This window comes from Isoptericola sp. NPDC060185 (genome assembly GCF_042728595.1).
Taxonomy (GTDB): domain Bacteria; phylum Actinomycetota; class Actinomycetes; order Actinomycetales; family Cellulomonadaceae; genus Isoptericola.
This window is the reverse complement of the sequence record NZ_JBHWYY010000039.1, coordinates 24,243-36,879: the sequence shown is the minus strand read 5'-3', so window position 1 is coordinate 36,879 and position 12,637 is coordinate 24,243. Positions and strand designations below refer to the sequence as shown.

Sequence of the window (12,637 nt, the reverse complement as noted above, 5' to 3'; positions counted from 1 at the left end):
GTCCGCCGGCGGCGACGTCTGTCCGCTACGACGTCTGCCCGCTGCGACCGTCCCGAGCCGATGGCCTGGTGCGCCGGTAGATCACCAGACCCGCTCCGGTGAGGAGGAGCGAGAGCAGCACGAACGGCAGGAGGTCCGCGCCCGTCCGCGGCAACGACGGCCCCTGGGGCTCGGCCGGCGCTGGCCCCGGCGGCTGCTCGTCCGGCGCGGGCGGGGGCGTGACCTCGTCACCGGGCGGTGCCGGGTTGACCGTGCAGTCGGGGTTGTCGTCCGTGCACGTCTCCGGCGGGTCCTGGCCCGGGTCGAGCAGGAAGTTGCCCAGGCTGTTGTCGCCCCGCTCCCCGTCCGGCAGCACGGTGACCTGGTAGGTCACCGTGACGGTGGCGGCAGCCGGGACCTCTCCCACGATGACGATCCGGTCGGCGTTGAAGGAGGCCGCGACGGTGTCGTCCGGGTCGACGACGATCGAGTCCGCCACGAACTCCGTATCGTCCAGCACGCCCGACAGGTCGTCGACCCGGTCCACCGTGGCCGGGGCCGTCCCGGTGTTCTGGAAGGTCAGCGTGTAGGTGACGGTGTCGCCGGCGGCCACGGCGGTGCCGGACTCCGGGTCGACGGACTTGCTGTCGACGAGCTCGGGCACGGGGTTGATCGTGCAGTCCGGGTTGTCGTCCGTGCACTCGTCCGGCGGGTCCTGACCCGGGTCGAGCAGGAAGTTGCCGAGCGTGTTGTCCCCCCGCTCGCCGTCCGGCAGCACGGTGACCTGATACGTGACGGTCACGGTCGCCCCCGCGGGCACGGATCCGGTGATCGCGATCTGCGAGGCGTCGGCGTCGAACGCCGCGTCCACTCCCGCGTCGTCGGGGTCGACCGCCAGGCTGTCGTCGACGAACGACGCATCGTCTAGCACGCCGGACAGGTCATCGACCCTGTCCACCGTCGCGGGCGCCGCACCCGTGTTCTCGAAGGTCAGCGTGTACGTGACCGTGTCCCCGGCCACGACCGCGGTCCCTGACTCGGGATCGACGGACTTCGAGTCCACCAGCTCAGGCACCGGGTTGACCGTGCAGTCCGGGTTGTCGTCGGTGCACTCGTCCGGCGGGTCCTCACCCGGGTCGAGCAGGAAGTTCCCCAGGCTGTTGTCCCCCCGCTCCCCGTCCGGCAGCACGGTGACCTGGTAGGTCACCGTGACGGTCTCGCCGGCCGGCACCGAGCCGCTGACGGCCAGCTGGTCACCCTCGAGAGTCGCGTCGAGACCGCCATCCGGGTCCACCACGATCGACCCGGTCACGAACTCCGCGTCGTCCAGCACGCCCGACAGGTCGTCCACCCGGTCCACCGTGGCCGGCGCCGCGCCCGTGTTCTGGAAGGTCAGGGTGTAGGTGACGGTGTCGCCGGCCGCGACGGTGGTCCCCGACTCGGGGTCGACGGACTTCGAGTCCACCAACTCAGGCACGGGGTTGACCGTGCAGTCCGGGTTGTCGTCGGTGCACTCCTCCGGCGGATCCTCACCCGGATCCAGCAGGAAGTTGCCCAGGCTGTTGTCGCCGCGCTCGCCATCGGGCAGGACCGTGACCTGATAGGTGACCGTGACGGTCGATCCGGCAGGCACCGAACCCGAGATGGCCAGCTGGTCGCCCTCGAGGGTCGTGTCCAGACCACCGTCGGGATCGACGACGATCGAGTCCGCGACGAACTCCGCGTCGTCCAGCACCCCGGACAGGTCATCGACCCGGTCCACCGTCGCCGGCGCGGTCCCCGTGTTCTCGAACGTCAGCGTGTACGTCAGGCTCTGCCCCGCGCTGACCGCCGTCCCGGACTCCGGGTCCACCGACTTGCCATCGACCAGCTCCGGCACGGGATTGACCGTGCAGTCGGGGTCATCAGGGGCGCACTCCTCCGGCGGATCCTGACCGGGATCGAGCAGGAAGTTCGCCAGGCTGTTGTCCCCGCGCTCGCCATCAGGGAGCACCGTCACCTCGTAGGTGACCGTGACCGTCGAACCCGCCGGGACAGAGCCGCTGACGGCGATCTGTGAGGCGTCGGCGTCGAACGCCGCATCGACCCCCGCGTCATCGGGATCGACGGCGAGCGAACCCTCGACGAGCTCGGCGTCGTCGAGCACTCCCGTGAGGTCGTCGACCCGGTCCACAGTGGCCGGCGCCGTCCCCGTGTTCTCGAAAGTCAGCATGTAGGTGACCGTGTCCCCCGCCGCGACGGCGGTCCCCGACTCCGGGTCCACGGACTTCGAGTCCACCAGCTCCGGCACCGGGTTCACCGTGCAGTCCGGGTTGTCGTCCGCGCACTCGTCCGGCGGATCCTCACCCGGATCCAGGAGGAAGTTCCCCAGGCTGTTGTCGCCCCGCTCACCGTCCGGGAGCACCGTCACCTGGTACGTGACCGTGACGGTCGATCCCGCCGGGACCGACCCCATGATCGACAGCTGGTCACCGTCGCGGTTTGCCTCCAGGCCGCCCTCCGGGTCCACCACGATCGACCCGGTCACGAACTCCGCGTCGTCCAGCACCCCCGACAGGTCGTCCACCCGGTCCACCGTGGCCGGAGCGGTGCCGGTGTTCTCGAAGGTCAGGGTGTAGGTGACCGTGTCACCGGCGGCGACGGCTGTGCCGGAATCCGGGTCGACCGACTTGCTGTCGACGAGCTCGGGCACAGGGTTGACCGTGCAGTCCGGGTTGTCGTCCGCGCACTCGTCCGGCGGATCCTCACCCGGATCGAGGAGAAAGTTCCCCAGGCTGTTGTCGCCCCGCTCACCGTCCGGCAGCACCGTCATCTGGTACGTGACTGTGACGGTGGCACCGGCCGGCACGGAGCCAGTGATCGCCAGCTGGTCGCCGTCCAACACAGCGTCAAGCGCGCCATCCGGGTCCACCACGATCGAGTCCGCCACGAACTCCGCGTCGTCCAGCACCCCGGACAGGTCGTCGACCCGGTCTACCGAGGCGGGAGCTGCGCCCGTGTTCTGGAACGTCAGCGTGTAGGTGACGGTGTCGCCAGCCGCGACCGCGGTACCGGACTCCGGATCGACGGACTTCGAGTCCACGAGCTCCGGCACGGGGTTGATCGTGCAGTCCGGGTTGTCGTCCGTGCACTCGTCCGGCGGATCCTGACCCGGGTCCAGGAGGAAGTTGCCCAGGCTGTTGTCACCTCGATCGCCGTCGGGCAGCACCGTCACCTGGTACGTGACTGTGACGGTGGCTCCAGCAGGCACGGTTCCGGTGATCGCGATCTGCGAGGCGTCCGCGTCGAACGCCGCATCGACCCCTGCGTCATCCGGATCGACCGCCAGGGACCCGTCCACGAACGACGCGTCGTCCAGCACCCCCGACAGGTCGTCGACCCGGTCCACCGTGGCCGGGGCCGTCCCGGTGTTTTCGAACGTCAGCGTGTAGGTGACCGTGTCACCGGCGGCCACCACCGTGCCGGACCCCGGGTCGACGGACTTCGAGTCCACCAGCTCCGGCACGGGGTTAACCGTGCAGTCCGGGTTGTCGTCCGCGCACTCGTCCGGCGGGTCCTGACTCGGGTCGAGCAGGAAGTTGCCCAGGCTGTTGTCGCCCCGCTCGCCGTCCGGCAGCACGGTGACCTGATACGTGACGGTCACGGTCGCCCCCGCGGGCACGGATCCGGTGATCGCGATCTGCGAGGCGTCGGCGTCGAACGCCGCAGCGACGCCCGCATCGCCGGGATCGACCACCAGTGAACCATCGACGAACGAGGCATCGTCCAGCACACCCGTCAGGTCGTCGACACGGTCCACCGTCGCGGGAGCCTGCCCGGTGTTCTCGAACGTGAGCGTGTAAGTGACAGTGTCACCGGCCGCGACGGCGGTCCCGGACTCCGGGTCGACCGACTTGCTGTCAACGAGCTCGGGCACCGGGTTGACCGTGCAGTCCGGGTTGTCGTCCGCGCACTCCTCCGGCGGATCCTCACCCGGATCCAGGAGGAAGTTCCCCAGGCTGTTGTCGCCCCGCTCACCGTCGGGCAGCACCGTCACCTGATACGTCACCGTGACGGTGCCACCAGCCGGCACGGATCCGGTGATCGTCAGCTGCACTCCGTCCAGCGCGGCATCGAGCCCACCGTCCGGCTCCACCACGATCGAGCCCGCCACGAGCTCCGCGTCGTCCAGCACCCCGGACAAGTCGTCGACCCGATCCACGGTGGCAGGCGCGGTCCCGGTGTTCTCGAAGGTCAGCGTGTACGTGACCGTGTCACCGGCCGCCACAGCGGTCCCCGACTCCGGGTCCACGGACTTCGAGTCCACCAGCTCCGGGATGGGCGTCACGGTGCAGTCGGGCAGGTCGGGGTCGGCCGGGTCGCAGTCCGGGTCCGGCGGCGGGTCCTGGCCGGGGTCGAGCAGGAAGTTGGCGGCGACGTTGTCGCCCCGGTCGCCGTCGTCCCTGATCGTGACCTGGTAGGTGACGGTCACCTCGTCGCCGGCGGGTACGGACCCGGTGATCGCGATCTGCGCGCCGTCGCGTGCGGCGGTGAGGTCGTCGCTGGAGGCCTCGGGCTCGCTGGTCACGTCGGCGTCGTCGAGCACGTGCGTGAGGTCGTCGACCTGGTCGACGTCGGCGGGGGCGGTGCCGTCGTTGGCGAAGTGCAGGGTGTACGTCAGCACCGAGCCGGCCGCGGCGGGCGCGGGGTCGGCCGAGACCTCCTTCCACGACGTGAGGTGCGCGGCGGGGACGGACGTGCCGGAGCAGGCCTCGGCCTGGTCCGCGGCCTGATCCTCGGGGACGCACGCCTGGTTCACGAGATGGGCGTCGCCGCCCTCGCCCGTGAAGGTCACGGAGTACGTCAGCGTCACCGTCTCGCCGGCGGCGAGCGGGCCGGACCAGGTGAGCTCCGGTTCCTCGTACGACAGCGTGCCGACGTCCGGGTCGGCGACGGCGTCGTCGTTGTACGTGGCGTCGTCCAGCACGTCGCTCAGGTCGTCCGTGACGGACGCGGGCGCGGTGTCCGTGTAGTCGACGCCGCTGACGTTCTCCACCTCGACCGTGTACGTGACCACGCCGCCGGTGGTCGGGAGCTCGGTGGTGTCCACGGACTTCGTGACGGCGAGGGCCGGCAGCTCGAACTCCGCCGGCGCGCACGGTTCGCCCGTGTCGGGGTCGACGCCGTCGTCGGTCGGCGGGTCGCAGGCCGGCGGCTGCGGGTCGTCCGGGTTCTCGGGCTCCCAGGCGACGTTGCGCACCTGGCGGTCGCCGCCGGCGGTGAGGGTGACGGTGTACGTCAGCGTGACGGTGTCGCCCACGGGGAGCGGACCGGACCATCGCAGCATCGGGTCGTCGAACGTCGGGTCGTCGCCGACGTCGGACGTCGCGTCGTCGTTGTACGTGGCGTCGTCGAGCACGCCGCTCAGGTCGTCCATGACGACGGCGGGGTCGTCCGCGGTGTAGTCCCCGTTGCCGTTGTTGGTGGCGCTGACGGTGTAGGTGACGGTGTCCCCGACGCGCGTGTCGGCGTCGGCGTCGGAGGACTTCTCGATGTCCAGCTCCGGGGTGCTGAAGAACTCCACCTCGGCGCAGTCGGGATCGAGGATGCCGACCTGGTCGGAGATGTTCTCCGCGCAGTTGGCGTACGTCTTCGGGGACGGGTCGGCGCCGGTCGGCGTGTCCGACGTGACGTCGACGGTGATCGTGCACGACTCCTCGCCCTCGGCCAGGGACCCGTCCGTCACCGCGATGGTGCTGCCCCCGGGGCTGGCGACGGTGGTCGCGTCGCAGGTCCCGCCGGTGTTGGTCGGGTCCGCGAGGACCAAGCCGTCCGGCAGCGTGTCCGTGAAGGCCCATCCGTCCTTCGGGCCGAGCTCGGACGTGTTGGTCACGGTGAGCGTGAGGGTCGACGTCCCGCCGACCGGGACCGAGGCCGGCGCGAACGACTTGTCGAGCTGCGGCGTCACGTCGAGCAGGCGGATGTTGTCGAACGCGAAGTCGTTCCCCACGCCCGTCCCCGTGGCGTTGCGCATCACGATCCCGAGGTCCGTGCCGGCGGGGACGAGCTGGGACCCGTTCGCGATGAAGGTGCCCGCCCGGACGAACAGCCCGCCGGTGCCCCAGCCCCCGCTGTCCGGCAGGGTCGGCGACGTGTACGACCCCGCGCTCGGGTCGGTGCACGCGCTGATCGGGGCGTCCTGCGTGGGGTGCTCCACCCCGTCATAGGTGAGGAAGAAGTTCAGCCGCGAGACGTTGTTCCCGCCCTGGAACGTGCAGGACAGCTCGGCGACGTCCACGGAGAACGTGAGGAACCGGTTCTGCGGCAGGGTGCCGACGTCCCCGGCGCTCTGCGACCGCAGCGCGACCGAGTTCGCGGGCGGGTTGATCGTGTTCGTGAACGCCGTGAGCGCGCGGTTGGCCTGCGTGGTCGCGTCCGAACCGTTCGCGGGGTTGTCGTCCGTACCCCCGGGCACCCCGGCCTGGACCTGACCGAGCACGTCGGCGAGCCGGCGCGTGTTGTCCCGTGGATACGCCTGGGTCGACCCGTTGGGGCACGGCGACTCCGCCACCGAGTAGCTCAGGATCGTGCCGTTGCAGTCGGTCTGCTCCAGCCACGGGTACTCGGCGGTGTAGGTCACGCCGTCCGTCCCGGGATATTCCTCGAGCCCCTCCGCGGTCCCGACCGCGCCGTTCTCGAACGTCTCGAGGAAGACCTCCGTCGGGTCGGACGGGACTCCGGGGTTGCCCGGCGCCGCCGCCAGCGGTCCCGCCGCCTGCGCGGGTCCTGCGGCTGCGGCCGCCGGCGACGCCTGGGCGGGCGAGGCGGCCGCGACGCCACCCACGGCCGCCACGGGGGAGGCCACGAGGGCCAGGCTCACGGTCGCGGCGACGCGCCGCCGACGAGCTTGCCTCGGTCGTGCCCGCTCCGGGAATCGCATGTCTGCCCCTCTACAGATCGTGAACACGGCCGTTCCCATCCGTAACACGCCCCGCCACGATGCGCAGAGGCAACCGACGCCCAAAAGCCCTCGTCAACGCCGTTTCGGGCCCTTCCCGAGCCCGCTCGTCAGGGCCTCCGGTGCACGGCGTCGACCGAGAAACCCGCGGAACCACGCCGTTTCCCGCCACTTGAGACGGGCTGTTGACCCGGGCGCTCGACGCCCGTAGGGTCGCCCGAAACGCGTCAGCAAATTGCAGCAACGTTGCTTGCAGGTGGTGTGCCGACGGTGCACTGCGCTTCTCCCGACGACGAGAGGAAGCTCATGTCCCACCCCGCAGTCACCCGGCGACGCCGATCGGTAGCCCAGGTCTGGAACCACGCCACCCGTCCGCGACGCGGGGCCCGTCGGCTCCTCCTCGCCCCGCTCGTCGGGGTCCTGCTCCTGGGCCTGGTGCCCTCCGTGGGGACCGCCGTCCCCGCACCGACGCCCCCGGGCGCCACGCAGGCCACGGCCGAGGCCGAGCCGGCGACGATGCTCGGCGGCGACCCGCGCCAGGACTCGATCTACTTCGCGATGACCGCCCGGTTCAACGACGGCGACCCGTCCAACAACCGCGGGGGGAACCAGCACGAGAAGTCGGGCAACGCCGCCGGCGACGACCCGATGTTCCGGGGAGACTTCCAGGGCCTGGCGGAGAAGCTGGACTACATCAAGGGGCTCGGCTTCTCGGCGATCTGGATCACGCCCGTGGTGATGAACCGGTCCGACTACGACTACCACGGCTATCACGGCTACGACTTCTACCGGATCGACCCTCGGCTCGAGTCCGACGGGGTCTCCTACCAGCAGCTCATCGACCGCGCCCACGCCAAGGGCATCAAGATCTACCAGGACGTGGTCTACAACCACAGCTCGCGGTGGGGCGCCAAGGGCCTGTTCACCCCGACGGCGTACGGCGTGCAGGACAAGGACTGGGGCGACTACTACGACGACCCGGTCGCGGGCAAGGAGTACGACCCGCTGGACGAGGACGCGAACGGCAACCCGTACAACGGCGACCGGTGGTCCACCACGGAGCCCGCGGACAACACCTGCAAGAACTGGGGTGCGCCCGCAGGCACCGGCGCCGACGGCAAGAAGATCTACCAGTGCCAGTGGCCGAACCCCACCTCGGGCATGTTCCCCTCGGACCTCTACCACCAGTGCTGGATCGGCAACTGGGAGGGCGAGGACGCGCGCAGCTGCTGGATCCACGAGGACCTCGCCGACTTCGACACCGAGAACGCGAAGGTCCAGGAGTACCTGATCGACGCCTACAACACGTACATCGACATGGGCGTCGACGGTTTCCGTATCGACACCGCCGTCCACATCCCCCGCACGACCTGGAACCGCCGGTTCCTGCCCGCCATCCACGACAAGCTCGTGGAGAAGTACGGCACGGAGAAGGCGGACGACTTCTACGTCTTCGGCGAGGTCGCGGCGTTCGTCAACGACAAGTGGAACCGCGGCTCGGTGAACCACTCGGCGCAGTTCTTCACCTGGAAGGAGCGCAAGGAGTACAGCGCCGACGACACCGAGGCCGCCGCCGAGATGTACGAGTACGAGCAGGCCCAGGGTCCGTCGAACCAGCCCACGAGCGACAACGCGTTCCTCGACGGCAACGCCTACCACGCCCCCGACCGCACCAAGTTCTCCGGCATGAACATCATCGACATGCGCATGCACATGAACTTCTCCGACGCCGTCAACGCGTTCCAGAACGGCAAGGACTCCGACGACTCCGTCAACGACGCCACCTACAACGCCGTGTACGTCGACAGCCACGACTACGGTCCCAACAAGTCGTCCACCCGCTACACCGGTGGCACCGACGCATGGGCCGAGAACATGTCGCTGATGTGGACGTTCCGCGGCATCCCCACCCTGTTCTACGGGTCGGAGATCGAGTTCCAGAAGGGCGAGAAGATCGACTGCGGCCCCACCTGCCCCCTGGCCACGACCGGGCGGGCGTACTTCGGCGACCACCTCGCCGGCACGGTGAAGGCGTCCGAGTTCGGTGTCGTCGACGAGGCGACCGGCGCCGTCGCCACGACGCTCGACAAGCCGCTGGTGAAGCACGTCCAGCGACTCAACCAGATCCGCCGTGCCGTCCCCGCGCTGCAGTCCGGCCAGTACTCCACCGACGGGGTCGACGGCTCGATGGCGTACAAGCGGCGCTTCACCTCCGGCGCGACGGACAGCTTCGTGCTCGTCACCGTGTCCGGCAAGGCGTCCTTCTCCGGCATCCCGGACGGGACGTACACCGACGCCGTCTCCGGGGACACCACGACCGTCACCGACGGCACCCTCACGATCGCCGCACCGGGCAAGGGCAACCTGCGCGCGTACGTCCTCGACCTGCCCGGCAACCCCGCGCCCGGCAAGGTCGGCGCCGACGGCCCGTACCTCCGGTAGCTCGGGTCGCTCGGCTCATCCCTCCAGCAGCCCGCTCCCACCCTGTCCACACCTCCGTCCGGAAGGACCCGTCCGTCATGCGCACCCTCAAGGCAGTCCCCGTCGCGGCCTGCTGCCTCGGAGCCACCTGTCTCGTGGCCTCCGCCCCGGCCACGGCGACGCCCCTGGACGACGCCGCTCCCCCGCCGGCCGCCGAGCAGGGCCCGTACTACGTCACCAACCCCGGCGACCAGGTCGGCGAGGCCGCCGACATCGTGGTCGACGGCGACGCCTCCGAGTGGTCGCCCCAGGCCGTGGTCGCCCAGGGCGTGGCGAACGACGACCCGCGCATCTTCCGCGGCAGCCACGAGGGACCCGTCTACGACCTGTACTCGCTGTCGGCGGCATGGGACGACGCGAACCTCTACCTGATGTGGCAGATCACGAACGTCACCGACGTCGTCGACCCCGGCCAGACCTACCCGGTCAGCGACAACGGCAAGCCGTACGCGGGCGACATCCCGATGTCGGTCGCCCTGGACGTCGACCCGGAGGTCGCCGCCGACGGCCTGGTCGACGGCACGAAGAAGGGCGTGTGGGGCATCAAGAGCACCTACGCCCCGACCCAGGGCGTGGACCGCCTGGTGATGTTCTCCGCCAAGCCGGGGGTCGGCAAGCCGTCGCTCTTCCTCCCCAACGCCTCCGGCTCCTTCGACTACGAGGAGGAGAACGTGCTCGGGTTCGCGAAGGCGGGCATCGAGCTCGAGCACGCCGACGGGCTCGTGACCGAGGGCGTCCTCGGGATCGACGACAACGGGGGCTCCGGCTACGCCCCGGAGGACCTGCTCGACGAGGACCTCTACGAGGACCTCGCCGCGGCGGGGCACGACGCCGCGCAGGACACCACGTACGAGATGAAGATCCCGCTGAAGGCCCTCGGGACGACGTCCGACGCCCTCACGACCGACGGCATCGGCGTCCTGCTGACCGCCACGTTCGGCGAGTCGGCCATCGGGTCGTTGCCGCAGGACCCGGTCGTGCTCGACCACGCCACCGAGCCGTACTCCGCCGACACCTCCACGTCCGCGGAGAAGGAGGACGCCGACGCGTTCTCCGTCCCCCTCGCGCGCATCGGGCACGAGTAGCGCGACCTGCCGGCCGCGAGGCCGTCACCTGGTTCTCCGGCAGCACCGGCCGGCCGTCACGGCCCGGCTGCCGGGGTGTGTGAAGACAGCAGTGCCGTACGCCCGCAGCCCGCGGGCGTGCATCGTCAGCGGCACGCCGCCCACCGTGCGAGGTCGGCGGCGTACCGCACTTCGAAGGAGAAGCAATGACGCGCACCCACGACAGCGACTGTTGGTCCTCGACCCCGGCCGATCCCTCGCCACCACCCAGCCGAACCTGGCCGCGACGGCTCGGTGCAGCGGCGGCGTCCTTGGCCGTCGCCCTGGGGACGGCCGTCGCGGCCCTCGTCCCTGCGGCGGCCCCCGCCGCCGCCTCCCCGGGGACGCCGACGCCCGTCGTCGACTCCCCGAACGGGCGGGGCGACGTCATCCTCAACCTGTTCCAGTGGACCTGGGACTCGGTCGCCGACGAGTGCACCAGCACCATCGGCCCCGCAGGGTTCGGCTACGTCCAGGTCTCCCCGCCGCAGGAGCACATCCAGGGCACCGCGTGGTGGACCTCCTACCAGCCGGTGAGCTACAAGATCGAGTCCAAGCTCGGTAGCCGCGCCGAGTTCCAGCGCATGGTGAGCACCTGCAAGGAGGCCGGCGTCGGCGTCATCGCGGACGCCGTCATCAACCACATGTCCGGTGCCGACACCGGCTCGGGCACGGGCACCGGAGGCACCGGCTACTCGGTCGACAGCTTCCCGGGCGTGCCCTTCGGGTACGCCGACTTCAACGACTGCCGGTCCAACATCTCCAACTACGGCGACCGCGGCAACGTGCAGAACTGTCGCCTCGTCTCGCTGCAGGACCTGCGCACCGGCTCCGACTACGTGCGGGGCAAGATCGCGGACTACCTGAACGACCTCATCGGCATGGGCGTGTCCGGCTTCCGCATCGACGCCGCGAAGCACATCCCGGCGAACGACCTCGCCGCCATCAAGGCCAGGCTCAGCAACCCGAACATCTACTGGGTCCAGGAGGTCATCGGCGCCTCCGGCGAACCGATCCAGCCGTCGGAGTACCTCGGCTCCGGGGACTCCCACGAGTTCTTCTACGCCCGCGACCTCAAGTCCAGGTTCGACGGACAGATCAAGGACCTGCGCTCGATCGGCGACAACAAGCTCCCGTCCGACCGCGCCGGGGTCTTCGTCGACAACCACGACACCGAACGCAACGGCGAGACCATGAACTACAAGTGGGGCGCCAAGTACGTCCTGGCGAACGCGTTCATGCTCTCCTGGCCCTACGGCTCGCCCAGCGTCTACTCCGGCTACACGTGGGACGACAAGGACGCCGGCGCCCCGGGCGCCTCCGGCACCTCAGTCCCCGACGCGAGTTGCTCGAACGCCGCCTGGACCTGCACCCAGCGGTGGACGGAGGTCGCCGGCATGGTCGGCTTCCACAACGCGGTCGCCGGCACGGCCGTGACGAACTGGTGGGACGACGGCGGCAACCACATCGCCTACGGGCGTGGCGACAAGGGCTACGTCACGATCAACAACACGGGCGGCGCCGTCACCCGCACCTACCAGACCTCGCTCCCCGCCGGTACGTACTGCGACGTCGTCGCCGCCAAGGACTGCAGCAGGACCTACACCGTCTCCGCGGCGGGCACCTTCACCGCGACGGTGCCTGCGTACGGCGCGCTCGCCCTGCACGTCGGCGCGAGGACCGACGGAGGCGGCGGCGACCCCGGTCCCGTCGATCCTCCCGACGGCCAGGGCGAAGCGTCGTTCGCGGTGACCGCCAGCACGTCGTGGGGCCAGGCGGTCTACGTCGTGGGCAACCTCCCCGCGCTGGGCTCCTGGGCACCGGCGAACGGGGTGCCCCTGTCCTCGGCGACGTACCCGGTGTGGAGCGCGACCCTCGATCTCCCTGCCGGAACGTCCTTCGAGTACAAGTACGTCAAGCGGGACGACCACGGGACCGTCGTCTGGGAGAGCGGCGCCAACCGCACCGCGACGGTGGCGTCCGACGGGACGGTCACGCTGGCGGACACCTGGCGACAGTGACCATCGCCGACGCGGCCCCGCACCACCGGCGGGTGCGGGGCCCCGTCGGCCGATCACGTCCCTCCGACATGGCGGACTGGACAGTTGCAGCAATTCTCTGAAACCTTGCTCGAGTC

At 70.2% G+C, this 12,637-nt stretch carries 4 protein-coding genes; 3 read left to right on the top strand and 1 reads right to left on the bottom strand.

Annotated elements, in window-relative coordinates:
- Nucleotides 1–25: 25 nt before the first annotated feature.
- Complete coding sequence (locus ACFWDO_RS13620; RefSeq protein WP_380346989.1) at nucleotides 26–6,823, bottom strand: hypothetical protein; 6,798 nt, start codon at nucleotides 6,821–6,823, stop codon at nucleotides 26–28.
- 537 nt (nucleotides 6,824–7,360) lie between these two features.
- On the opposite strand from ACFWDO_RS13620, the gene ACFWDO_RS13615 reads away from it, so the two are divergent.
- The 3 genes from ACFWDO_RS13615 (at nucleotide 7,361) to ACFWDO_RS13605 (ending at nucleotide 12,521) form a co-directional block, all read left to right on the top strand.
- Entirely contained in the window at nucleotides 7,361–9,358 is a 1,998-nt protein-coding gene (locus tag ACFWDO_RS13615) for an alpha-amylase family glycosyl hydrolase (protein WP_380323782.1), read from the top strand.
- Between the two features lie 77 nt (nucleotides 9,359–9,435).
- Entirely contained in the window at nucleotides 9,436–10,482 is a 1,047-nt protein-coding gene (locus tag ACFWDO_RS13610; protein WP_380323785.1) for a hypothetical protein, read from the top strand.
- Between the two features lie 290 nt (nucleotides 10,483–10,772).
- Complete coding sequence (locus tag ACFWDO_RS13605) at nucleotides 10,773–12,521, top strand: carbohydrate-binding module family 20 domain-containing protein (RefSeq protein WP_380323788.1); 1,749 nt, start codon at nucleotides 10,773–10,775, stop codon at nucleotides 12,519–12,521.
- The last annotated feature ends 116 nt before the right edge of the window (nucleotides 12,522–12,637 follow it).